The sequence below is a fragment of the Actinobacillus vicugnae genome, assembly GCF_901687125.1.
GTDB lineage: Bacteria > Pseudomonadota > Gammaproteobacteria > Enterobacterales > Pasteurellaceae > Actinobacillus > Actinobacillus vicugnae.
On record NZ_CABFJY010000046.1, the window covers coordinates 155,861 to 177,974 of the forward strand.

Here is a 22,114-nt window from a genome sequence, read left to right on the forward strand (position 1 = left end):
ATTTTCAACCGAACTTTACATTTGTGGAGTTCGGTTTGCTATTTCTATTTTTCGGGTTTCCATTTTATTTTTTGTGTTTGTAATTTGCCATTAAAGCAAATGAAATGTGTGGTATGTATATGACTAAAAATACATTTGTGGTCGGCTTTATGCTGTTCGCCATTTTCTTCGGGGCAGGAAATTTAATCTTTCCGCCAAAGCTAGGTTATGAAAGCGGTAGTGAATTTATACCTGCTATTATCGGTTTCGTATTAACAGGCGTTGGTTTGCCACTATTAGGTATTATTGTCAGTGCTTTTTATAACGGTGGTTATAAATCAGCATTAGATAAAATTCACCCTTGGTTTTCTGCAATCTTTTTAATTGCAATTTACCTTTCAATCGGGCCTTTCTTTGCAGGCCCACGTACGGCTGCAACCGCTTATGAAATGGCAATGATGCCTTTTATTGGTGAAGCAAGCCAAATTTCGTTGCTGATCTTCACACTTATCTATTTTGCGTTAGTATTGTGGCTCGCCTTAAATCCAACTAAAGTAGTGGATCGTATCGGAGCAATCTTAACCCCAGTGTTACTGATTGCGATTATTGCATTGGTGGTTAAGGCCGTATTCTTACTAAACAATGATGGCATAATTAACTCAATGCCAAGTACAGAGCAACCGTACTTCTTTAAAGGTGTTATCGACGGCTATCTAACGATGGATGCGCTGGCTTCATTAGCATACTCAGTAATTGTACTACATGCTATTCGAGGCAAAAGCGTGAGCCATGCGTCTTTACAACGTCAAACGATCTCAGCAGCTTTAGTGGCAGCAACAGCGCTTGCAGTAATTTATATCTCACTCGGTTGGATTGGGAATAATATGCCAATCAGTGCCGAAACCAGCGCAATGCTTGTTGAGAAAAACTTAGATTTAGGGACTTATATTTTAAATACGATTACCACTGAAGCATTTGGTGAATTAGGACGTGCAATTCTAGGTATTATTGTATCGTTAGCTTGCTTAACCACCGCCGTTGGTTTAGCTGTATCTGTAAGCGAATATTTTCACGATATTTTCCCTCGTATTTCTTATACAGTGTATGCGTTACTCTTTACTATCATCAGTTTTGTCATTGCAAACCAAGGCTTAAAAGAAGTAATTAGTAAATCAATTCCTGTGTTATTAGTGCTTTACCCAATCGCAATGACGATTATCCTAATGCTATTGGTAAATCTAGTTATCAAATTACCATTAACTGCACAACGCTTTGCACTATTTTTGGTTAGCATCATTGCAATTGCATCGGTTGCAGGCTTCACATTCACCGAAAACTTACCGCTGAAAGCCTATTCAATGGAATGGCTACCTTTTACGGTAATTGGCTGTGTCATTGGTGCCTGTCTACACCCGCTAATAAATAAAAAATAACGTACAATATTGAGGCAGTGAATTCACTGCCTCTGTTTTAGGAGCAATAAAATGCCTGAATTACCAGAAGTCGAAACCAGCTTACGAGGCGTAGAACCTCATCTGCAAGGTAAAACCATTAAGCAAATTATCACACGCACTCCTAAATTGCGTTGGACTATTTCAGCAGAATTACAACAGATGCAAGGCGCTGAAATTGTACGTTTATCTCGGCGAGCTAAATATCTGATTTTACACACCACAAAAGGCGATATTTTAATTCATTTAGGTATGTCAGGCTCGCTGGGGATTCTGGAAGAAAACCAACAAACTGCAGGGAAACACGATCATGTTGATCTGATTACGCAAGATGGCACTGTGCTGCGTTATAACGATCCACGTAAATTTGGTTGTTGGCTATGGGCTGCAAATGCAGAGCAACATGAATTAATCTCTCGTTTAGGCCCAGAACCATTATCAGAGGCTTTTACTGTAGTTTATTTATTTGAGAAGAGTCGCAATAAAACCGTTGCTGTTAAAAACTTTATTATGAACAACGATATTGTGGTCGGCGTTGGCAATATCTACGCTTGTGAATCATTATTTATGGCAGGTATTCACCCTGAACTTGCTACACAAAATTTAACGCAAAAGCAGTGTGAACGATTGGTGAAAGTCATTAAAGAAGTGCTAACCAAAGCGATTATCCAAGGTGGAACAACGCTTAAGGACTTTATTCAACCTGATGGCAAACCTGGCTATTTTGCACAAGTGTTGCAGGTTTACGGACGTAAAGGCGAAGCCTGTAATGATTGTGGTAGCACAATAGAAGCAAAAGTGATTGGGCAACGTAATAGTTATTTCTGCCCGCATTGCCAAAAGCTTCCTCACTAACAAAACAAGCGGTCAAGTTTGCTAAAAACTTTGCAAATCTGACTGCTTGTTCATCATTACATAAACCAGCCTGTTGGGGTCACAGATTTGTTATCAAATAATTTAACTGCACCGTAAATCACACGGAATGTGTACCAAATGCCGATAGCCCAAATCACCACAATTCCGATACCAATGATGGCAAGTAAAATCCCTAATGCAAAGCCAGCAATTGTTCCCCAGAAGGTTCGAATCAAAAAACACATATGATCGTAATACGCTGTACCTTTCATATCCTCACGTTTGATATAGGCTAAGATCACCCCCGCAATCGCAGGTAAACCACCAAAGATAATGCCTAACCCAAACAAACCATAAGTGATATACATCATTGTACGTAGTGAATCATTTGAAGGTTGCAGAGAAAATTGTTCATTCATGTTTCGCTCCTAAAAAAGTAACGGTTAGACTGGCACTTTTACAAAAAATTCCTGAAATCTAACCGCTTGTTGTTATGCATGGTTTGCTTCGTACAACCACTTCGCAACAGTTTTTGCAAAATAAGTTAAAATGCCATCTGCGCCTGCTCGTTTAAAGCAAAGTAAACCTTCCATAATACATTCACGTTCTTTCAACCAGCCATTTTGAATCGCTGCCATATGCATCGCATATTCGCCCGAAACTTGGTAAGCAAAAGTTGGCACGCCAAAAGTTTCTTTTACACGCCACACCATATCCAAATAAGGCATACCAGGTTTAACCATTACCATATCCGCCCCTTCTTGAATATCCATCGCCACTTCGTGTAAACCTTCGTTTGCATTAGCAGGATCAACTTGATAGGTAAATTTATTCCCACCTTTTAGATTGCCCGCCGATCCCACTGCATCACGGAATGGTCCATAATAATTTGAAGCGTATTTAGCAGAGTACGCCATAATTTGGGTATTAATTAACCCTTTCGCTTCAAGCGCTTCGCGAATTTTGCCGATACGTCCATCCATCATATCGCTTGGCGCAACAATATCAGCGCCAGCTTCAGCGTGTGAAAGCGCTTGTTTTACCAATACTTCGGTGGTGATGTCATTCAACACATAACCTTCTTGATCAATAATGCCGTCTTGCCCATGTGTGGTAAATGGATCCAATGCTACATCAGTCATCACACCTAATTCTGGATAAGCCATTTTTAACGCTCGTACTGCACGTTGTGCTAAACCATCAGGATTATAAGCTTCTTCTGCCATCAGTGATTTCTTCGCTTCGCCCACTACAGGGAATAAGGCAATTAGTGGTACGCCATACTTAACCAATTCGCCTGCTTCAATCAATAACTGATCAATCGTTAAACGTTCTACACCAGGCATTGAAGGTACACTCACTCGTTGGTTTTCACCTTCAATCACGAAAACAGGATAAATTAAATCATTGGCAGAAAGTTGATTCTCTGCTACTAAACGACGGCTAAAATCGTGTTTACGCAAACGGCGCATACGGCGGGTCGGAAAAGTGGTGTTAAGATATTGCGTCATAGTCATTCCTTATTTTACAAATTTTGATAAAAAATAACCCGCTTACGAGCGGGTTTAGATTAATTAGCGATAGTATTTTCTTGCTCATCTCTTGGTATATAAAACTTCGAGAAGAACAACCCGACTTCGAATAGCAAACACATTGGAATAGCTAAAAGTGTCTGAGAAAAAATATCAGGTGGTGTTAATAACATACCGATAACAAATGCTGTCACAATAATATAAGGGCGTTTTTCGCGTAAATCGCTAGCATTCGTTACACCAGACCAGCAAAGTAAAATAATTGCTACGGGCACCTCAAAGCAAATACCGAATGCTAAGAAAATCGTGAGTACAAAATCTAAATAGCTACTAATATCGGTTGCCATCGTTACCCCTTCTGGTGCAGTGCTAGTTAAAAAACCGAATACTAACGGGAAAACCACATAGTATGCAAATGCGACACCTAAATAGAACAATAAGGTACTTGAGACCAATAGCGGATAAATTAATCGTTTTTCGTGCTTATAAAGCGCTGGCGCGACAAACGCCCAAATTTGGTAGAGAATAAAAGGAACTGATAAAAATACTGCTACCACACCCGTTAATTTAATCGGCGTAAAAAACGGTGTTGCAACATTGGTTGCAATCATCGTTGCGCCTGCTGGCAAATTCTCAGTAAGCGGCGTTGCGAGCAATGTATAAATATCATTCGCCCAGTAAACCAAAACACAAAAAACCACAAGTACACAAATAAAACAGCGGAGTAAGCGGTTTCTTAATTCAACAAGGTGGCTAATCAGCGGTTGAGATTGTTCAACTGACATTCTGTTTATCCTGTTGTTGTGATACGGATGCACCTGGCGATGCAAGTTCATCGTCTGGCGGGTAATAAGCACTAAATTGCGACTCATCCAATTCAGCTTGTTCTGCGATTTCAGCAGGCGATAATTTTGCTTTATCACTTACGACATCATCAACAAGCGGTTGATTTTCTTCGCTTTTTGGCAAATCTGTTGCAACAATTTGTTGCTCTTCTTGCTCAATCTTAGCTTGAATTTCTGCGACTTGTTCATCAGTTAATTTAGTAACTTCACCTTGCGTTGAAGCTAAATTAGCCTGCATTTGTTGTGCCGATTGTTTTAAATCTTCCACCGTTTTACTTAACTCAGGCGAAAGTGAACTTAAATTTAAAGCTTCCGCTTTTTTGATACTTTCTTGAAGCTCCTGTAATTTGAGTTCTTGTGCTAATTCATTCTGCACATTAGCGGCTAATCCTCGAATTGTACGAACCCACCCCATTACGGTACGAATCGCAATTGGTAAGCGTTGCGGGCCTAGCACCACCAGCCCCACAACAAAAATGAGTACTAATTCAGAAAAACCTATATCAAACACAATCTATGCCTGCTCTTTTTCTTTTGCTTTTTGTTCTGTAGTTGCGCTGTCTTTCGCTTCTACCTTTTCAAACGTTGCATCTTGTGGTTTTTCATCTGCCATTGCTTTTTTAAAGCCTTTTACAGATTCGCCTAAATCCGTACCTAAAGTACGTAATTTTTTAGTTCCGAATAATAAAACGATAATTGCAACGATAATAAGTAATTGCCAAATACTGATGCCACCCATAAAGGCTCCTTTTTTGTTAAAGTTGGTTAAGTTTCAGAAAAAATCGTGCGTATTATATGTTACTTTTATTTGTCTGACCAATATAAACGAAACATTTCCTTATTTTCTTTGGAACAGTAACGCCAATAAGAGCAAACTCACACTTAGCCATAGTGGTAAATGATCAAATCGCCATAACACGCCCAACACTATTACAGCACTCATTAAACTTTGCATATTACGTGTTTTTTGTTGCCCTTGTGATTGCAAGGTTTTATTCAATTCATCTAAACGGAAATTAATCTGCTTCTGCTGTTGTAACGCATTAAATACCGCTTCAGGAAACTCAGCAAAATGCTCTCGAAATTGTGGTGCTCGCTGTTTTAAATCACGCAGAATTGCTTTCACGCCCACTTGTTCATTCAACCAGTTTTGCAAAAATGGCTTAGCGGTTTGCCATAAATCTAACTGCGGATAAACCTGTCTGCCTAAGCCTTCAATATAGAGTAATGTTTTTTGCAATAACACTAATTGTGGCTGCACTTCCATATTAAATTCACGAGCCACATTAAAGAGATTTAGCAATACATGTCCAAAAGAAATTTCAGATAACGGTTTGGCAAAAATAGGCTCACATACTTCACGGAAAGCCTGTTCAAATGCATCAATATTAGTATCCGCTGGTGTCCAGCCTGATTCAACATGCATTAATGCCACACGGCGATAATCTCGGTTAAAAAAGGCGACAAAACTTTCCGCCAAATAACGTTTATCATTTTGGTTTAACGTACCAACGATGCCGCAGTCAATCCCAATATATTGCGGATTTTCAGGATGATTCGGATTAACAAAAATATTACCTGCGTGCATATCTGCATGGAAAAAGCTATCTCGAAACACTTGGGTAAAAAACACTTGTACCCCACGTTCTGCTAAGAGCTTCATATCTGTACCGTTTACTTTCAGTGTATCAACATCCGAAACAGGAATGCCATAAATACGCTCCATCACAATCACATTTTTATGACAAAATTCCTGATACATTTCAGGCACATACAACATTTCGCTATTTTCAAAATTATTGCGCAGTCGAATCGCATTCGCCATTTCTCGAGTTAAATCTAACTCATCTAGCAACGTTTTTTCGTATTCTCGCACCACTTCGCTGGCACGCAAGCGCTTGGCATCATTCGATAAACGAGGAATCCAGCTCGCCAAACGATACATCAGCGCAATATCCGCTTTAATAATCGGCTCAATGTCTGGGCGAATCACTTTAATCACCACATCTTTACCTGCAAGCGGTTGATTTTGATTAAATTTTGCAGTGTGAACTTGTGCAATTGAAGCAGAAGCTAACGCTTGTTCATCAAACTCATCAAACCAAGTTTCAAGATTCGCGCCCAACGCTTGCTCAATAATTTTACGAGCCATTTTGCCATCAAAAGGCTCCACGGAATCCTGTAATAACGCAAGCTGATCTGCCAGTTCTGGCTCAAATAAATCTCGACGAGTTGAAAGCATTTGCCCAAGTTTTATCCAGACAGGGCCTAACTCTTGCAAGGCTAAACGTAAACGCACACCAAACGGTTGATCTTTATGTTGATTTTGCACCCAAAACAACGCTTTGCGAGCTAAACGAGCATGGCGTGTCAGCGGAATATCAGGAATGATTTCATCAATGCCATAATGTAAAAAAGTGCGAATAATTTGATAAAAACGGTGAGTATTGTTAAAAGTCATGATTTATTCTCAAGTTTTGCAAATTTTCGTTCAAATTCAACCGTTTTTTGCTCAAGTTCTGCAACTTCATCATAAAAATTAACCGCTTGTAGGCGATGTACTAACACAGGGTACTCATTCATCAGATTATCTGTTATATGTTGATGATTTCGTTCGAATTGCCCTTTAATTTTACCAAATAATTTTTTTGCTAAATCGGTTGAGGTCTGAGCCACTACATCGCCAACAAAAGGTGAAAGCAGTTCAGCAGGATCTTTTTCTAACTCATCAAGTAGCGCCGTAAAGTGTTGTAACACTTGAATATCACCGTTTAATATCAACGATTTATTATTAATTAATTCGGTTAATTTCGCTTTATCGGCAAGTTTCGGTAGTGTCTCAAACGACAGCTGAACATGACAATCTGCTTCCCCCTCATAAATCGAAAGCCATTCGGCACGTGTCTCACTAAAAATAAGGTAAAAATTGAATGCTGGAGAGGTTAATTCAATATGTAAGCATTTGCCCGTTAGCTTACGCAAGGCTGGCAAGACTTGAGGAGAACGCTGAATCAGTGCATTAAAAGCAGTTTCAAGCGCACCGAAAGCAAGTTGTGGCAACATGAACTGTTGCTTGAGTTGAGATAACATAGCGTACTCCTTAAATTACCGCTCAAAAATAGATTAAAACTTATAGCCTCGATGCAATGCCACAATACCTGCACTCAGATTGTAATAATTCACGCTTTCAAAACCTGCATTTTCCATCATCGCTTTTAATTCATCTTGTTTTGGGTGCATACGAATCGATTCCGCAAGATAGCGATAACTCTCCGCATCATTTACCACTACTTCACCCACTTTCGGCAGAATATTAAACGAATAGAAATTATATAATTGGCTAATTGGGTCAATGATTGGCTTAGAAAATTCCAATACCAATAAACGTCCACCTGGTTTCAACACTCGAAACATTGAGCGCAACGCTTTATCTTTATCCGTGACGTTACGTAAGCCAAAACTAATCACAACACAGTCAAAAGTATTATCTGCAAAAGGCAAACATTCCGCATTCGCTTGCACGTAATTTACGTTGCCAACCACACCTAAATTGCGTAGTTTTTCACGTCCAACTTCTAGCATTGAGCTATTAATATCGGCTAATATGACTTCACCCGTTTCACCGACGATACGTGAAAATTTAGCACTAAAATCGCCCGTTCCACCTGCTAAATCCAATACTTTTTGCCCTTTACGCACACCACTGCAATCAATCGTAAAGCGTTTCCATACTCGGTGAATCCCAAATGAAAGTAAATCGTTCATTAGATCATATTTACCTGCCACACTATGGAAAACATTAGCAACAAGCTGCTGTTTTTCTTCTTTGGCAACGGTTTTAAAACCGAAATGAGTGGTTTCGTTTGGATTGTTTTCGCTGGAGTGTTGTAAATCAGTCATTGTTAAATTCTCATCGCTTTTTACGGAGTGCTAACAATAGCAAAAAAGCAGTCTTTTTTCCTTAAAATTTTGCAAAATCAATCCAGTAAATAACCGCTTGCTTGACTAGAAAGTTGTTAATCTGTACCATTCGCACACTATTTTTATTTGAGGATTACAATTTTGGACAGTCACAGTCGATACTTATCAGATTTCTAACCCACTTGTCCAAACCTCAGGTTACCGACAAGTCGGTAACTCTCGCCTAGTATCTTTTTGTTCCTTTTTGTTCATTGCCTCCTAACCATTGGAGAATAAAATGATCCGTGCCTTTGCATTAGATAACGCACGTCTTATTAGTGTGGATGAAACCGCAACCGATTTAAATGACGCAATTTGGATTGATTTGATCGATCCGAGTGATGACGAACGTAGCGTGTTACAGCGTGGCTTAGACCAAACACTTGCAGAAGAACACGAATTAGAAGACTTAGAAGCTTCTGCTCGCTTCTTTGAAGATGAAGACGGTTTACACCTTCACTCATTTTTCTATTGTTTAGATGATGACGATTACGCCGATATTGCTACTGTGGCATTTACCATTCGTGACGGGCGTTTATTTACCCTACGTGAACGCGATTTACCCGCATTTCGCTTATACCGAATGCGCTCTCGCCGTGAAAAATTAATGGATAGTAATGCCTATGAATTATTACTCGACTTATTCGAAACTAAAATCGAGCAGCTTGCTGATGTAATCGAAACGATTTATGCGGATTTAGAAACATTAAGTCGAGTGATTTTAAACGGTAAGCAAGAAAGTGATAATTTTGATGATGCGCTTTCGGATTTAACCGAATTGGAAGATGCGAGCTCAAAAGTGCGTTTGTGCCTAATGGATACGCAACGTGCACTCAGTTTCTTATTGCGTAAAACACGCTTACCCAACAATCAGCTAGAACAAGCGCGTGATATTATGCGAGATATTGAATCACTCCAACCGCATAACGAATCGCTGTTCCAAAAAGTAAACTTCTTAATGCAAGCGGCAATGGGTTATATCAATATTGAGCAGAATAAAATTATGAAATTCTTCTCAGTGGTATCGGTGATGTTCCTACCTGCTACATTGGTAGCTTCTACTTACGGAATGAACTTTGAGTTTATGCCAGAACTGCATTTCAAATACGGCTATCCAATGGCAATCGGCTTAATGATTTGCGCCGCCGCCACACCTTATATCTACTTTAAACGGAAGGGCTGGTTATAAAAAATAATGTAGGGGCGAACGCAGTTCTCCCCTATAAAGAAGCGCTAATACAGCAATAGCAATACCATTTGCAAATTTTAAGCAAGAAAAAACCGCTTGTAATTTACATTACAAGCGGTTCTAAAATATGGCGGAGGAAGTGAGATTCGAACTCACGGAGGGCGTAAACCCTCGCCGGTTTTCAAGACCGGTGCCTTCAACCACTCGACCATTCCTCCAGATTGAAAACATATTTTAAATTGTATTCTCTATTAGAGAAAGACTTGCTGATTTATCTAATAAACAAGCCAAAAAATTTGATGGCGGAGGAAGTGAGATTCGAACTCACGGAGGGCGTAAACCCTCGCCGGTTTTCAAGACCGGTGCCTTCAACCACTCGACCATTCCTCCGTTGAAAACGAGCGAGATAATATAAGTTTTAATGCAGTCGGTCAAGCGAAAAATCTATAAAAATCATCAAATGATTTATTTTTCAGCATAACTGACTATTTATGTTTATTTCCTAATCATCCACACACCACTTTCAATATGATGTGTATAAGGAAACTGATCAAACAGTGCTGCTCGTTCAATACGATGCGTTTTACTTAATTGTTGTAAATTGTCCGCTAATGTATGTGGATTGCATGAAATATACAAAATACGTTCGTAAGCTTGCACCATATTGAGCGTATCTTGATCTAAACCTGCACGTGGCGGATCAACAAAAATCGTATTGCAATCGTACGCTTTTAAATCAATACCTTTTAAACGGTTAAATTCACGCACACCATTCATCGCTTGGGTAAATTCTTCCGCCGACATTCGAATAATTTGCAGGTTATCAATCATATTTTGCTCAATATTATATTGCGCTGATTGTACTGATGATTTTGAAATCTCAGTCGCCAATACTTTGCGGAAGTTTTCGGCTAATGCAATGGAGAAATTTCCATTTCCACAATAAAGCTCCAGCAAGTCACCCGAGCTATTTTTTGTACAACTTCGCGCCCATTCCAACATTTTAATATTCATTTTGGCGTTTGGTTGGGTAAAGCTATTTTCCACTTGGCGATAAATTAAATTACGTCCATCAACAGGCAATACTTCTTCAACATAATCACAATCCAACACAATTTTTTGCTTAGTGGCACGTCCAATTAATTGCACATTAAAACCTTGATTTTCTAAACGCATTTTTAACGCTTGCGCCTCTGCTTGCCATTCTTCTGTGAGTTTTTTGTGGTATAACATTGATACCGCAATCTCACCGCTTAGCGTACTGAGGTAATCCACCTGGAATAATTTACGAGTGAGTAATTCATTCCCTTTAATTTCCGCCAACAACGTGCTCATCATTCGGTTGATTAGCTGATTGGCAATCGGAAACTGATCGACGCGATAACGCTGTTTAGTCTCCTGATTGAACATAATGTGATACAACTCATTTTCACCCACCGCATTGGTATCGTGCCACACTCTGAATTCAGCACGCATACGGAAATGGCTCGTTTCAGAGGCAAAAACTTCAAGCGAAGGAGGATTAAAAGGCGCAAGTAAAGCGATCAAATTGTCCATTTTTTTTGCAAGAAGATCAGAATATTGTTCAATCGGAAGGTTCATCATTTATCACTGCTCATTGTGCCTACTGGATACAGCAAGCGAAAAAGTAAAATAATAGAAAAAAGAAACCACAAAATACGCTTCTAACACTCGTGTGTTTTCAGTGTATTTCGTGGTAGCTCAAAGATAGAATACTCAGAAACGAATTATTCAGCAGCGCTGAAATCGTCGCCTGCATCGTTACCTGCATTACCTGAAAGTGTATAAATACGTTTGGTTTTGCTGGTTAAAGAACGGTATTTTAACCATGATTTTTCAATGATGCTTTCAGCAATCTCATCACCTTTCATTACAGCCACAAAGCGTTCTTCTTCTGCCGTTACTGGCGCACGTTCGCCCGTTTCTAATGCTAAACACGCTTGTCCAAATTGCTCTAAAGTTTGCGACTCACGAATGGTGTAATCGCCGTGACGAGCAAAACCGCGTGGATAATTTTTATCATCAAAGTAACGACGTGTTACGCTAAAACTCTCTGCCATAATATGCCTCTTAATAATTTACTGCTGAATTTGAAAAGAAAAAATCGACCTACCATTAAAGCAACTATTCAAAATAAGTCAAGCAGAAAATGGATTAAATGGTTCCTATTTATAGAGATTGACTAAAATAAATTCTGTTCTAAAATTTATCACATCTTTTGAGCATTCATTTGATATATCGCAAGTCTTGTGTATAGGAAATGAACAAATCTAATTGGTATCAATTCTATTTTTCATCATATACCTTCGCTTGTCATTTTTAACTTCTCTTAAGGATTTAAGGACTTATGTTAGAAATTTGGCAACAATTTAAACAAACCTATCTTATCAAGTTTTGGAACCCTGTTCCTGCTGTAATTGCCGCTGGTATCCTTTCTGCTTACTACTTTGGTTTAACAGGCACTTATTGGGCTGTTACAGGCGAATTTACCCGTTGGGGTGGCGAAATCTTACAATCATTCGGTGTAGATGTATCAGATTGGGGATACTTCAACCTAATTAGCCTAGATGGCACCGTTTTCACTCGTATTGATGGTTTAATGATCCTCGGAATATTTGCAGGCTGTATTGCAGCGGCACTTTGGGCAAATAATATGAAAATTCGAATGCCACAAAATAAAATTCGAATTATTCAAGCCATTCTCGGCGGTGCTTTAGCGGGTTTTGGTGCACGTCTTGCAATGGGCTGTAACCTCGCTTCACTCTTTACGGGCATTCCGCAATTTTCTATGCACGCTTGGTATTTCACCATTGCCACTGCTATCGGGACTTATGCAGGGGTAAAATTTACTTTACTACCGATATTCCGCCCGCCTCTCAAACTGAAAAAAGGCTCAGGAAAAGTTGAAGCAAGTAATCCCAAACAAGCGCAATATCGTTTCTGGATTGGTGTAGTCGTCTTCATCGCTTGGGCAAGCGCTTCAGTATATATGTTGCAATATTCAATGAAACTCGGTTTTGCAATGTTATTTGGGCTTGCATTCGGTTTATTAATTGAGCGTGCGCAAATTTGCTTTACCTCTGCTTTCCGTGATCTGTGGGTTTCTGGACGTTCGCATATGGGAAAAGCGATTATCTACGGCATGTTGATCGGCACTCTCTGTGTTTTCAGCTATATTCAATTAGGTATGAACCCTAAAATTATGTGGGCAGGACCAAATGCGATTATCGGAGGTTTATTATTCGGTTTTGGTATTGTGTTAGCGGGAGGCTGTGAAACAGGTTGGATGTACCGTGCAATGGAAGGACAAGTACACTTTATGTGGGTGGGCGTAGGCAATATTGCTGGCTCGACCCTATTGGCTTATTTGTGGGACGACCTTGCCCCCGTACTTGCCTTAGATTACGAAAAAATGAATTTATTAAAATCATTTGGACCAATTAGCGGTTTATTGATTAATTATGCCTTAATGATTGCTTGCTTAATTTTCATTATATGGTGGGAAAAACGCTTTATCCGCAAAGCCAAAGCAAGAGTTGTAACAACCAATACTTATACCATTAACTAATAGAAGGAAACACAATATGGCTTTTATCATCATTGAACAAAAAGACAAACACCCAAATGAAATCACGCCTGATTATACTTTAGATATGTTAGGTGAACCTTGTCCGTATCCAGCAATCGCAACACTTGAAACACTGCCAACTATGCAAGATGGTGAAATTCTAGAAGTGTTAAGTGACTGCGCACAATCAATCAATAACATTCCTATTGATATAAAAAATCACGGTTATACGTTATTAAGCGTTGAGCAAGACGGCGCAACTTTACGTTACTTAATTCAAAAATAATTGCAAAAAATAGTAAAAAAATGACCGCTTGTAAGCCGATACAAGCGGTCATTTTTCATAAGAGTTTTACCAATTAGGCAATCGGTGGAACATAAGTACCATTTACAATCGAATCTTTAATACGATCCGCTTCTGCAAGCACTTGAGCTAACAATGCTTGAACATTTTCAAGGGTTACAATTGGACTTAATGTCGTCATTTTAAGGGATTGCTTATCGCCCACTTTAGTTACACCAATATTTGCTTCACCTCGTGCGAATAATTCATCCGCGACGTTTTGGTTGAGCGAATCCACAAATTCCGCAGGATAGCCTTTTGGATTTACACGGAATAACACCGATGCAAACTGTGCTGGAACAAGCATTTCAAGGCTTTCTGTAGCATTGATATAACTTTCCACTTCTTTAGAAAGGTAAACACCGTGATCAATCATTGAAGCATATAGATCTTCACCCAATGCTTCTACGGTAAACCATAATTTCAATGCATCAAAACGACGGGTGGTTTGTAGTGATTTTGACACTAAATTCGGTACACCATGTTCTTCATCGTATTCTGAATTGAGGTAATCCGCTTTATAGTCAATAAAACGATAGTTTGCTTCATCTTTTAATAAGAATGCACCACAAGAAATACTTTGGAAGAAATGTTTATGGAAATCTAGTGTAATCGAATCCGTTTCCTCAATTCCATCCAAAAAGTGACGAAAATCTTTAGAAAGCAATAACGCACCACCCCATGCAGCATCCACGTGTAACCACGCATCGAATTTATTCGTAATAGCGCGGATTTCTTTTAGTGGATCGATTGCACCTGCGTCAGTTGTACCTGCAGTTGCCACCACACAAGCAACAATTTTGCCTTGAGCAGTTAAATCTGCGAGCGTTTTCTCAAGCGCAACTACATCCATTTGAGCATTTTCATTACATGGCACAGTCACCACCGACTGGAAGCCCATCCCCATCATTGCCATATTTTTTTGTACAGAGAAGTGCGCATTTTCCGAGCAAACCACTTTCACATTTTTCATCGCATCGGCTGGAATACCATCACGCTGCACTGACCATTCTGAGCCATCTTCGTTTTTCCAGTTTTTGGCAATCGCCCAGTCACGTGCAAGTAATACACCCATAAGATTTGATTGCGTACCACCTGAAGTAAATACGCCCGAAGTACCATTGCCATAGCCCACTTTTTGACGTAACCAGTCAATTAAGTGTTCTTCCATAATCGAACCTGCTGGGCTTTGATCCCATGAGTCCATGGATTGGTTGGTTGCATTAATTAACACTTCCGCAATTTGGCTTGTCACCATAGTTGGGCAGTGTAAATGCGCAAGTGAGTGCGGATGATGCACTTTAAGGCTTGGTTTTAAGAAAATTTCTACTAAGTTTTCAAGTGATTGCTGTACGCCAACACCTTCTTTTGAAGGCTTAAAACCGTTGATCAATGCACGCATTTGCTTGATTGAGCCACCTGTGTACATTTTATCGTTTTTAAGCCAGCTACTTACCGCTTGCACTGCATTTGCCATCACGCTTTCATAGTCTGCAATTGATTGCGGATCGCTACAAAAAAGCGATTGTCTGTGTTTTGAAATATCTGTCATTTTTGTTTCTCATACCTAGCACGAGCCGCGCTAGATTAATTAGACTCAGCCCCATTAGGACTAGCGATCTGATATGAAAAGAGCCACCAAGTGGCTCAGATAAAGTAACCCTACACGACTCGTGTAGGGGCAGTTATGATTAACCACGCACTGCTTTAATTGCATCTGCCACAGATTGTCTAAAGCGTTTGATAAACGCTTCACATTCTGCTTGGTTGATATTCACTGCGCAAAGTACACGAACTACATTACCGCCACGCCCACCACGCTCTAATAACAATTTGTTGTTAAAACACGCTTTTTGAATTGCAACCGCTAATTCGCTGTCTTGTGGGTAAGCACCTGTTGCATCTTGTGGTTTACGCTCATCCACGATATCGATACCCATCATTAAGCCACGGCCACGCACATTACCGATACATGGGAATTCTTTACTTAATTCACGTAATGCATTAGTTAAATATTCACCACGTTCTTGTGCGTTTTGTGCTAAGTTTTCTTCACGCATGATTTTTAATGAAGCATACCCTGTCGCCATTGCTAATTGGTTTCCACGGAAAGTACCTGTGTGACCAGCGGGTTGCCATGCGTCAAATTCTTTACGAATCGCTAATACTGCTAATGGTAATGAGCCACCTACAGCTTTTGACATTACCACGATATCAGGCTCAATGCCTGCGTGTTCAAAAGCAAACATTTTACCACTGCGGCAGAAACCTGCTTGCACTTCATCTACGATCATTAAAATGCCGTGTTTTTTAGTTACTTCACGTACTTTTTGTAAGAAGCTGATTGGTGCTGGTACAACACCGCCTTCACCTTGAATCGCTTCTAAAATTACCGCTGCTGGTTTAACTACACCACTTTCCACATCTTCAATAAAGTTTTCGAAATAATGTTCAACTGCTTTTGCACCTACTTCACCGCCAATACCAAACGGGCAGCGATATTCATGCGGATATGGCATAAACTGCACGCCAGCCATTAAGTTTTGTACCGCATTTTTGGCGCTTAAATTACCTGTTAATGATAATGCGCCGTGCGTCATACCGTGGAAACCACCAGAGAATGCGATCACATTGCCACGACCTGTGTAAGTTTTCGCTAATTTAATTGCCGCTTCATTCGCATCTGCGCCTGATGGGCCTGTAAATTGTAAGATGTATTGATCTTTCGGGAAGAATGAAAGTAATTCCTCAGTGAAAGCATCTTTTAACGGGGTGGTTAAGTCAAGTGTATGTAACGGTAAGCCGCTCTCTAATACGTCTTTGATTGATTGCATTAATACAGGGTGATTATGACCTAATGCAAGTGTTCCTGCGCCCGCTAAGAAGTCGAGGTATTCATTACCTTCAACGTCTGTTACCCAGCAACCTTGTGCTTTTGCATAAGCAAAAGGTAATTTACGTGGATAACTACGAACATTTGATTCCATCTGATCTTGGCGATCTAAGAAATGTTTGTTTGATGCGAGAACTGCTTTTACAGGAGTGGTAATTGTCATTTGAAATGAGTTTCCTATTGATAGGTGAAAAAAATAAGTCGGGTGCCTTGCGGGAAGCCTAAGCTTTCTGTTTCTTAAAAAACAGATGCCATGGGGCATTTGACTCGCTACTTATTAAAAAAAGCGTTTCAGCTTTTTTGTTTTTACCCTGCCTCTAGATTTAACAAAAGAAAGCGACGCAGGTTGGAAACAGGCTTAAATGCGCCTAGCATTTAAGGACGCACAATAGTACATTTTTTTGACGAAAAATAAAGTGATTTTTAGCGTCAGTCTGGGCGGACCTATGACGAATGCCTAAAATGCAAACGGTTGCCAAATGAGCTAGAAAAAAGCCCCGCTTGAAAAGCGGGGCTCTTGAAACATTGAATCAAATTATTTGATTTTAGCTTCTTTATAAACAACGTGTTTACGCACAACTGGATCAAATTTTTTGATTTCCATTTTTTCTGGCATATTACGTTTGTTTTTAGTCGTTGTGTAGAAGTGACCAGTTTCAGCAGTTGAAACTAATTTGATTTTCTCACGATTACCTTTAGCTGCCATTGGTTAGCTCCTTAGATTTTTTCGCCACGAGCACGGATTTCAGCTAATACTGCATCGATGCCTTTTTTATCAATAATACGCATACCTTTCGCTGTTAAGCGTAAAGTTACGAAACGGTTTTCACTTTCAACCCAGAAACGGTGAGTGTGAAGATTTGGTAAAAAACGACGACGAGTCGCGTTTAATGCGTGTGAGCGGTTGTTACCAACAGCTGGACGCTTGCCGGTTACTTGGCAAACTCTTGACATTTTAATTCTCCAATTACTTAAGTAATGTTTAAATGGTTCGGGCGATTAGGACCAAGATCAGTTCACCTAATTGCCTCGTCAGGCTCAGCCCGACCAAAGTCATATTTAAAGACCACGAATTATACTCGCTTTAATAGCGTTATTCAAGCCTCAATTTATGAATTATTTCGGTGGAACTTCTCCTCTTCGAAGGAAAAATAATCACCTTTCCCGACAACAATATGATCCACAAAACGAATTTCTACTAAATCGCATGCCATCTCAATCTTTTTGGTTAGCACACGATCAGATTCAGAAGGCATACAATTCCCCGAAGGATGATTATGTGCCACAATAATTGCCGCAGCATTGCATTTTAATGCTTCTTTAATAATTTCTCTAGGGTGAACCGTGGCTTGATTAATCGTGCCATAAAACATTTTCTCTTTTTTAATCAGGCGATTTTGATTATCCAGAAACATCACCATAAAAACTTCTCGTTCTTCTGTTTCTAGCTCAGTTTGAAAACACATAACGGCTAAATAAGGTTCATTTATCGCTTCTCGCACCTGCATTTGTTGTGCTAAATAGCGTTTAGTCATTTCTTTCGAAGCTTGTAACTGAATAAATTGCGTTTGTCCTAAGCCTTTAATTTGGCAAAAACGCGCTAAATCTGCACTTAACAAGCCTCTTAACGAGCCAAATTGATTTAGTACTACTGTTGATAGTTGCATCACTGGCATGCCTTTAATTCCTGTACGCAGAAAAATCGCTAATAACTCTTGATCTGTTAATGACTGTGCGCCATACGCCAATAATTTTTCTCTTGGCATTAATTCCAAATTACTCATTACTTTTTACTCAATTAGAAAATATAGAAGAAAAAGCATAACGAGGCTAATGCCTTGAAGCAAAAGGAAAATTTGATTTTTTCGATGTGGATCGCAGAAATCGCTTTATTGTGAGCAGATACTTATTAAGGTAAAATGGTGATTATTGTTCTTTTTAATCGGAATAACTATGCTCAATAACAAGAAAATCTTAGTTGGTATTACAGGCGGGATTGCAGCATATAAAACCATTGAATTGATTCGTCATTTCAAAAAAGCAAATGCGGAAGTTCGTGTGGTTTTAACCCCAGCTGCAGAAGCCTTTGTCACACCACTCACCTTACAAGCCATTTCAGCTAATGCCGTATCCAACTCGTTGCTAGATCCTCAGGCAGAATTAGCAATGGGTCATATTGAGCTGGCAAAATGGGCTGATTTAGTCGTTATTGCGCCTGCCTCTGCCGATTTTATTGCTCGCTTACGTGCGGGAATGGCAAATGACTTGCTCTCCACTCTCTGTTTAGCCACCGCAAGCCCAATTTTACTGGCCCCTGCAATGAACCAACAAATGTTCAAACAAATTGCGACCCAAGAAAATCTCGCAGTATTAGCAAATCGTGGTGTGCAGATGATTGGACCAAACAGTGGCTTCCAAGCCTGTGGAGATGTTGGTGCAGGACGTATGTCTGAAGCAAGTGAAATTTTCCAGGCTGTCTGTGAGCATTTTGGCTACAGTCAAGATCTACAAGATTTAACCGTGACCATTACCGCAGGCCCTACTCGTGAAGCGATTGATCCTGTGCGTTATATTAGTAATCACAGCTCAGGCAAAATGGGTTTTGCGATTGCAAATGCTTTTGCGCAACGTGGCGCAAAGGTCAATCTCATTGCAGGCCCAGTGAATTTAGTAACCCCCGATAAAGTGAATCGTATTGACGTGAAATCTGCACGAGAAATGGCACAACAAGCGGTCGAATTTGCTCAAAAATCTTCAATTTTTATCGGCTGTGCGGCAGTAGCTGATTATCGTATGGCAGAGGTTGCCAGCCAAAAAATCAAGAAAACAGATGGTAGCGATGAACTTATTCTCAAACTCGTTAAAAACCCAGATATTATTGCGAGCGTGGCAAACTTGAGCCAGAATCGCCCATTTACCGTGGGTTTTGCGGCTGAAACGCAAGACGTAGCACATTATGCAAAAGATAAACTCAAACGCAAAAATTTAGATTTAATTTGTGCCAATGATGTGTCTGGTGGACAAGTGTTCGGGCAAGATCAAAATAGCCTGCAACTCTTTTGGCAAAATAGTGAGAAAATCCTACCGCTTGCGGATAAAACCAAGCTGGCAGAAACATTAGCCGAAGAAATAATTACTCATTACCGTTCTAAAAATAAGGAAAATAAATGAAACAAATCGATTTAAAAATTTTAGATAGCCGCATCGGTAGCGAATTTCCATTACCTGCGTATGCAACCGAAGGTTCGGCAGGTTTAGATTTACGTGCTTTAACTGAAAGCGCATTAACAATAGAACCAGATCAAGCCGTGTTAATTCCGACGGGGATCTCAATTTATATCGCTGATCCAAATTTAGCCGCAGTGATCCTGCCTCGCTCAGGTTTAGGTCATAAAAATGGCATCGTGTTAGGTAATTTAGTTGGATTAATTGATAGTGACTACCAAGGCCCACTTATGGTGTCATTATGGAATCGTAGCGACAAACCATTCACCGTTGAAGTAGGTGATCGTATTGCTCAACTTGTTTTTGTGCCAGTTGTACAAGCAAGTTTTAATATCGTAAATGATTTTGAGCAAACCGAACGTGGCGAAGGCGGTTTTGGGCATTCAGGTAAACAATAAACATTAGCAAGGGAAAACAAGCGGTTAAAATTGCAAAAAATTTTGCAAAAATGACCGCTTGTTACTGCTTTTAATCAGGCAAAAGACTACCACAAAGAGAAATTTATGACACAACCAACCGTTAAAATGCCTAAAAAATCAGTAAAAGAACGCCAGCAACAAGTGCTTGAAGTGCTGATTGGTTTATTAAATTCCGAAGAGGGAATGCAACGTGTAACCACCGAACGTTTAGCCAAAGCTGTTGGCGTTTCTGAAGGGGCACTTTACCGTTACTTTCCAAGCAAAACCAAAATGTTTGAGGCATTAATCGAACGTATTGAGCAAACGCTGACTAGCTATATTAGCGCGAGTAAACGCAAAGAAAGCTCAACCGCACTAGCAATCAAAGCCATTCTCTATACCGTAATTGAATTTGCACGCAAAAACCCAGGGGTAACTCGAATTTTAACAGGACACGCCTTGATGTTTGAAGACGATTTACTCAAAGCACGCGTTGCAAAATTTTTTGATGGCTTAGAATTTCAATTCACGAATATTTTGCAGATGAGTAAATTGCGTGAAGGTAAAACTTTTGAAGATGAACGAGCACTTGCAGGTTATTTGGTAAATTTTTGTGAAGGGCAATTTTTGCGTTTAGTGCGTTCTAATTTTAGTTACAACCAACATCAACATTTTGAAAAACAGTGGGCATTAATTAAGCCGTTATTTGAGTAAATTTTATGATTATTCCATGGCAAGAACTCGAACCAAGCACATTAAATAATGTTTTAGATTCATTTATTTTGCGAGAAGGCACCGATTACGGTGAAAGAGAACTTTCCCTAGCCGAAAAACGTGAGCGCTTATTAGCACAATTAAAAGCAGATAAAGTAGTTATTGTCTGGTCGGAGCTTCACCAAAGCCTTGATATTAAAGATAAAAAATCTTTCTTAGGTTAATTGCTTGTCTCGTGATACAATTTTGGCATTTAGGATGTAAAATGATTATAAATGATTTATAGAGGTTTTTATGCAGATGCAAGATATTTCAATTTCTACACCTCAACTTGACGGAGAAATCTCAACGCCATCAATTCATGATCCTGCAGTTGAATGGTTTCTCACGCATTGCCATATTCATCGCTATCCGTCCAAATATACTCTTATTCACGCAGGTGAAGATGCAGAATCTTTATTCTATATTGTGAGCGGTTCGGTTGCGGTGTTTATTAAAGATGAAGAAGGTAAAGAAATGATTCTTTCCCATCTTGGTCAGGGCGAATTTGTTGGTGAGATCGGCGTATTTGAAGAATCCGTTCAGCCACGTACTGCATGGGTGAAAACCAAAGGTGCCTGTGAAATTGCAGAAATCTCCTATAAAAAATTTAAGCAATTAGTGCATTTAAATCCTGATATTTTAATGTACCTTTCTGCGCAAATGGCACGTCGCCTACGCCAAACTTCACGCCAAGTAAGTAATCTTGCGTTTTTAGATGTAACAGGGCGTATTGCGCAAACCTTGATGAATTTAGCTAAAATGCCAGACGCGATGACCCATCCAGAAGGTATGCAAATTAAAATTACTCGCCAAGAAATTGGGCAAATGGTAGGCTGCTCACGAGAAACCGTTGGCAGAATCCTAAAAATGCTAGAAGACGAAGGCCTAATTTCTGCACATGGTAAAACCATTGTCGTCTTCGGCACTCGCTAATTTTCAGTAAAAAATGACCGCTTGTTTTACTGATCTGCACCCCAAAAGTTGGACTAAACAGCCAACTCACTAAGGTGCAGATTTTTTTATGACTAAATACAATCAATCTTTCAAACAACAAGTCATCGAATTTTATCTTCAAAATGGTAAAAATCGATTATTCACA

Annotated in this window: 25 protein-coding genes and 2 tRNA genes; 10 read left to right on the forward strand and 17 right to left on the reverse strand. The window is 39.6% G+C overall.

The features are described 5' to 3' along the window. Positions 1-119 precede the first annotated feature (119 nt). Positions 120-1,412 (forward strand): branched-chain amino acid transport system II carrier protein, encoded by a 1,293-nt coding sequence (gene brnQ, locus F8M47_RS09845; RefSeq protein WP_150539901.1) that lies wholly within the window; start codon positions 120-122, stop codon positions 1,410-1,412. Positions 1,413-1,463: 51 nt separating this feature from the next. Beyond that, a complete protein-coding gene (gene mutM, locus F8M47_RS09850) occupies positions 1,464-2,285 on the forward strand; it encodes a bifunctional DNA-formamidopyrimidine glycosylase/DNA-(apurinic or apyrimidinic site) lyase (protein ID WP_150539902.1) in 822 nt (273 codons plus the stop codon). Positions 2,286-2,341: 56 nt separating this feature from the next. Here mutM and F8M47_RS09855 read toward each other — a convergent pair whose 3' ends face one another. The 8 genes from F8M47_RS09855 to ubiE all read right to left on the reverse strand — a co-directional run bounded on the left by F8M47_RS09855 (position 2,342) and on the right by ubiE (position 8,562). Continuing rightward, positions 2,342-2,704 (reverse strand): DUF4870 family protein, encoded by a 363-nt coding sequence (locus F8M47_RS09855; RefSeq protein ID WP_150539903.1) that lies wholly within the window; start codon positions 2,702-2,704, stop codon positions 2,342-2,344. Positions 2,705-2,776: 72 nt separating this feature from the next. Next, on the reverse strand, positions 2,777-3,796 hold the full coding sequence (hemB, locus tag F8M47_RS09860) for a porphobilinogen synthase (protein ID WP_150539904.1): 1,020 nt from the start codon (positions 3,794-3,796) through the stop codon (positions 2,777-2,779). Positions 3,797-3,855: 59 nt separating this feature from the next. Beyond that, entirely contained in the window at positions 3,856-4,602 is a 747-nt protein-coding gene (gene tatC, locus F8M47_RS09865; protein WP_150539905.1) for a twin-arginine translocase subunit TatC, read from the reverse strand. Continuing rightward, entirely contained in the window at positions 4,592-5,173 is a 582-nt protein-coding gene (gene tatB, locus F8M47_RS09870) for a Sec-independent protein translocase protein TatB (RefSeq protein WP_150539906.1), read from the reverse strand. Before tatB ends, tatC begins: the two co-directional genes overlap by 11 nt. 3 nt (positions 5,174-5,176) lie before the next feature. Next, positions 5,177-5,401: a Sec-independent protein translocase subunit TatA gene (gene tatA / locus F8M47_RS09875; protein WP_150539907.1), complete on the reverse strand. Its 225-nt coding sequence runs from the start codon at positions 5,399-5,401 to the stop codon at positions 5,177-5,179. 99 nt (positions 5,402-5,500) lie between these two features. Continuing rightward, the gene (gene ubiB, locus F8M47_RS09880; protein ID WP_150539908.1) at positions 5,501-7,123 is read right to left on the reverse strand and encodes a ubiquinone biosynthesis regulatory protein kinase UbiB; all 1,623 of its coding nucleotides are present in this window, start codon (positions 7,121-7,123) and stop codon (positions 5,501-5,503) included. Further along, on the reverse strand, positions 7,120-7,752 hold the full coding sequence (locus F8M47_RS09885) for a ubiquinone biosynthesis accessory factor UbiJ (RefSeq protein WP_150539909.1): 633 nt from the start codon (positions 7,750-7,752) through the stop codon (positions 7,120-7,122). The genes ubiB and F8M47_RS09885 overlap by 4 nt, the downstream gene beginning before the upstream one ends. 33 nt (positions 7,753-7,785) lie before the next feature. Next, the gene (gene ubiE, locus F8M47_RS09890; RefSeq protein ID WP_150539910.1) at positions 7,786-8,562 is read right to left on the reverse strand and encodes a bifunctional demethylmenaquinone methyltransferase/2-methoxy-6-polyprenyl-1,4-benzoquinol methylase UbiE; all 777 of its coding nucleotides are present in this window, start codon (positions 8,560-8,562) and stop codon (positions 7,786-7,788) included. Positions 8,563-8,860: 298 nt separating this feature from the next. On the opposite strand from ubiE, the gene corA reads away from it, so the two are divergent. Continuing rightward, positions 8,861-9,811 (forward strand): magnesium/cobalt transporter CorA, encoded by a 951-nt coding sequence (gene corA / locus F8M47_RS09895; protein ID WP_150539911.1) that lies wholly within the window; start codon positions 8,861-8,863, stop codon positions 9,809-9,811. Between the two features lie 128 nt (positions 9,812-9,939). Here the strand turns inward: corA and F8M47_RS09900 are convergent. The 4 genes from F8M47_RS09900 to F8M47_RS09915 form a co-directional block, all read right to left on the reverse strand. After that, positions 9,940-10,029 (reverse strand) — tRNA-Ser (locus tag F8M47_RS09900). Positions 10,030-10,111: 82 nt separating this feature from the next. Further along, positions 10,112-10,201 (reverse strand) — tRNA-Ser (locus F8M47_RS09905). A 105-nt stretch (positions 10,202-10,306) separates the two neighbouring features. Then, a complete protein-coding gene (gene trmA / locus F8M47_RS09910) occupies positions 10,307-11,413 on the reverse strand; it encodes a tRNA (uridine(54)-C5)-methyltransferase TrmA (RefSeq protein ID WP_150539929.1) in 1,107 nt (368 codons plus the stop codon). 146 nt (positions 11,414-11,559) lie between these two features. Continuing rightward, complete coding sequence (locus F8M47_RS09915) at positions 11,560-11,892, reverse strand: MaoP family protein (RefSeq protein ID WP_150539912.1); 333 nt, start codon at positions 11,890-11,892, stop codon at positions 11,560-11,562. Positions 11,893-12,179: 287 nt separating this feature from the next. Between F8M47_RS09915 and yedE the strand changes: the two genes are divergently transcribed. Both yedE and yedF read left to right on the forward strand, forming a co-directional pair. Continuing rightward, positions 12,180-13,400 (forward strand): selenium metabolism membrane protein YedE/FdhT, encoded by a 1,221-nt coding sequence (gene yedE, locus F8M47_RS09920; protein ID WP_150539913.1) that lies wholly within the window; start codon positions 12,180-12,182, stop codon positions 13,398-13,400. A gap of 16 nt (positions 13,401-13,416) precedes the next feature. Next, on the forward strand, positions 13,417-13,686 hold the full coding sequence (gene yedF, locus F8M47_RS09925; protein WP_150539914.1) for a sulfurtransferase-like selenium metabolism protein YedF: 270 nt from the start codon (positions 13,417-13,419) through the stop codon (positions 13,684-13,686). A 73-nt stretch (positions 13,687-13,759) separates the two neighbouring features. On the opposite strand, the gene ddc is transcribed toward yedF, so the two are convergent. The 5 genes from ddc to radC form a co-directional block, all read right to left on the reverse strand. After that, positions 13,760-15,295, reverse strand: a complete 1,536-nt coding sequence (ddc, locus tag F8M47_RS09930) for an L-2,4-diaminobutyrate decarboxylase (RefSeq protein WP_150539915.1) — start codon at positions 15,293-15,295, stop codon at positions 13,760-13,762. A gap of 139 nt (positions 15,296-15,434) precedes the next feature. Further along, the gene (locus tag F8M47_RS09935) at positions 15,435-16,799 is read right to left on the reverse strand and encodes a diaminobutyrate--2-oxoglutarate transaminase (RefSeq protein ID WP_150539916.1); all 1,365 of its coding nucleotides are present in this window, start codon (positions 16,797-16,799) and stop codon (positions 15,435-15,437) included. Between the two features lie 372 nt (positions 16,800-17,171). Then, positions 17,172-17,342, reverse strand: coding sequence for a 50S ribosomal protein L33 (rpmG, locus tag F8M47_RS09940; RefSeq protein WP_005624479.1), 171 nt, complete (start codon positions 17,340-17,342; stop codon positions 17,172-17,174). 11 nt (positions 17,343-17,353) lie between these two features. Then, the gene (gene rpmB, locus F8M47_RS09945; RefSeq protein WP_005599762.1) at positions 17,354-17,590 is read right to left on the reverse strand and encodes a 50S ribosomal protein L28; all 237 of its coding nucleotides are present in this window, start codon (positions 17,588-17,590) and stop codon (positions 17,354-17,356) included. Positions 17,591-17,745: 155 nt separating this feature from the next. Then, on the reverse strand, positions 17,746-18,420 hold the full coding sequence (radC, locus tag F8M47_RS09950) for a RadC family protein (protein WP_150539917.1): 675 nt from the start codon (positions 18,418-18,420) through the stop codon (positions 17,746-17,748). Positions 18,421-18,589: 169 nt separating this feature from the next. On the opposite strand from radC, the gene coaBC reads away from it, so the two are divergent. From coaBC to crp, 5 genes are all read left to right on the forward strand, one after another. Continuing rightward, a complete protein-coding gene (coaBC, locus tag F8M47_RS09955) occupies positions 18,590-19,807 on the forward strand; it encodes a bifunctional phosphopantothenoylcysteine decarboxylase/phosphopantothenate--cysteine ligase CoaBC (protein WP_150539918.1) in 1,218 nt (405 codons plus the stop codon). Continuing rightward, positions 19,804-20,259, forward strand: a complete 456-nt coding sequence (gene dut, locus F8M47_RS09960) for a dUTP diphosphatase (RefSeq protein WP_150539919.1) — start codon at positions 19,804-19,806, stop codon at positions 20,257-20,259. Before coaBC ends, dut begins: the two co-directional genes overlap by 4 nt. Before the next feature lie 105 nt (positions 20,260-20,364). Further along, entirely contained in the window at positions 20,365-20,973 is a 609-nt protein-coding gene (gene slmA, locus F8M47_RS09965) for a nucleoid occlusion factor SlmA (RefSeq protein WP_150539920.1), read from the forward strand. Between the two features lie 5 nt (positions 20,974-20,978). Then, the gene (locus tag F8M47_RS09970; RefSeq protein WP_150539921.1) at positions 20,979-21,197 is read left to right on the forward strand and encodes a YheU family protein; all 219 of its coding nucleotides are present in this window, start codon (positions 20,979-20,981) and stop codon (positions 21,195-21,197) included. A gap of 76 nt (positions 21,198-21,273) precedes the next feature. After that, on the forward strand, positions 21,274-21,948 hold the full coding sequence (gene crp, locus F8M47_RS09975) for a cAMP-activated global transcriptional regulator CRP (RefSeq protein WP_208790049.1): 675 nt from the start codon (positions 21,274-21,276) through the stop codon (positions 21,946-21,948). Positions 21,949-22,114 lie beyond the last annotated feature (166 nt).

What these genes read in the sequence shown, in the direction of transcription:
- F8M47_RS09885 (WP_150539909.1), bottom strand. Translation starts at nt 7,752, where the DNA reads ATGTTATCTCAACTCAAGCAACAGTTCATGTTGCCACAACTTGCTTTC.
- F8M47_RS09935 (WP_150539916.1), bottom strand. Translation starts at nt 16,799, where the DNA reads ATGACAATTACCACTCCTGTAAAAGCAGTTCTCGCATCAAACAAACAT.
- slmA (WP_150539920.1), top strand. Translation starts at nt 20,365, where the DNA reads ATGACACAACCAACCGTTAAAATGCCTAAAAAATCAGTAAAAGAACGC.
- hemB (WP_150539904.1), bottom strand. Translation starts at nt 3,796, where the DNA reads ATGACGCAATATCTTAACACCACTTTTCCGACCCGCCGTATGCGCCGT.
- F8M47_RS09915 (WP_150539912.1), bottom strand. Translation starts at nt 11,892, where the DNA reads ATGGCAGAGAGTTTTAGCGTAACACGTCGTTACTTTGATGATAAAAAT.
- ubiB (WP_150539908.1), bottom strand. Translation starts at nt 7,123, where the DNA reads ATGACTTTTAACAATACTCACCGTTTTTATCAAATTATTCGCACTTTT.
- ddc (WP_150539915.1), bottom strand. Translation starts at nt 15,295, where the DNA reads ATGACAGATATTTCAAAACACAGACAATCGCTTTTTTGTAGCGATCCG.
- F8M47_RS09970 (WP_150539921.1), top strand. Translation starts at nt 20,979, where the DNA reads ATGATTATTCCATGGCAAGAACTCGAACCAAGCACATTAAATAATGTT.
- rpmG (WP_005624479.1), bottom strand. Translation starts at nt 17,342, where the DNA reads ATGGCAGCTAAAGGTAATCGTGAGAAAATCAAATTAGTTTCAACTGCT.
- F8M47_RS09855 (WP_150539903.1), bottom strand. Translation starts at nt 2,704, where the DNA reads ATGAATGAACAATTTTCTCTGCAACCTTCAAATGATTCACTACGTACA.
- dut (WP_150539919.1), top strand. Translation starts at nt 19,804, where the DNA reads ATGAAACAAATCGATTTAAAAATTTTAGATAGCCGCATCGGTAGCGAA.
- corA (WP_150539911.1), top strand. Translation starts at nt 8,861, where the DNA reads ATGATCCGTGCCTTTGCATTAGATAACGCACGTCTTATTAGTGTGGAT.
- radC (WP_150539917.1), bottom strand. Translation starts at nt 18,420, where the DNA reads ATGAGTAATTTGGAATTAATGCCAAGAGAAAAATTATTGGCGTATGGC.
- trmA (WP_150539929.1), bottom strand. Translation starts at nt 11,413, where the DNA reads ATGAACCTTCCGATTGAACAATATTCTGATCTTCTTGCAAAAAAAATG.
- crp (WP_208790049.1), top strand. Translation starts at nt 21,274, where the DNA reads ATGCAAGATATTTCAATTTCTACACCTCAACTTGACGGAGAAATCTCA.
- yedE (WP_150539913.1), top strand. Translation starts at nt 12,180, where the DNA reads ATGTTAGAAATTTGGCAACAATTTAAACAAACCTATCTTATCAAGTTT.
- ubiE (WP_150539910.1), bottom strand. Translation starts at nt 8,562, where the DNA reads ATGACTGATTTACAACACTCCAGCGAAAACAATCCAAACGAAACCACT.
- coaBC (WP_150539918.1), top strand. Translation starts at nt 18,590, where the DNA reads ATGCTCAATAACAAGAAAATCTTAGTTGGTATTACAGGCGGGATTGCA.
- yedF (WP_150539914.1), top strand. Translation starts at nt 13,417, where the DNA reads ATGGCTTTTATCATCATTGAACAAAAAGACAAACACCCAAATGAAATC.
- tatC (WP_150539905.1), bottom strand. Translation starts at nt 4,602, where the DNA reads ATGTCAGTTGAACAATCTCAACCGCTGATTAGCCACCTTGTTGAATTA.
- tatA (WP_150539907.1), bottom strand. Translation starts at nt 5,401, where the DNA reads ATGGGTGGCATCAGTATTTGGCAATTACTTATTATCGTTGCAATTATC.
- rpmB (WP_005599762.1), bottom strand. Translation starts at nt 17,590, where the DNA reads ATGTCAAGAGTTTGCCAAGTAACCGGCAAGCGTCCAGCTGTTGGTAAC.
- mutM (WP_150539902.1), top strand. Translation starts at nt 1,464, where the DNA reads ATGCCTGAATTACCAGAAGTCGAAACCAGCTTACGAGGCGTAGAACCT.
- brnQ (WP_150539901.1), top strand. Translation starts at nt 120, where the DNA reads ATGACTAAAAATACATTTGTGGTCGGCTTTATGCTGTTCGCCATTTTC.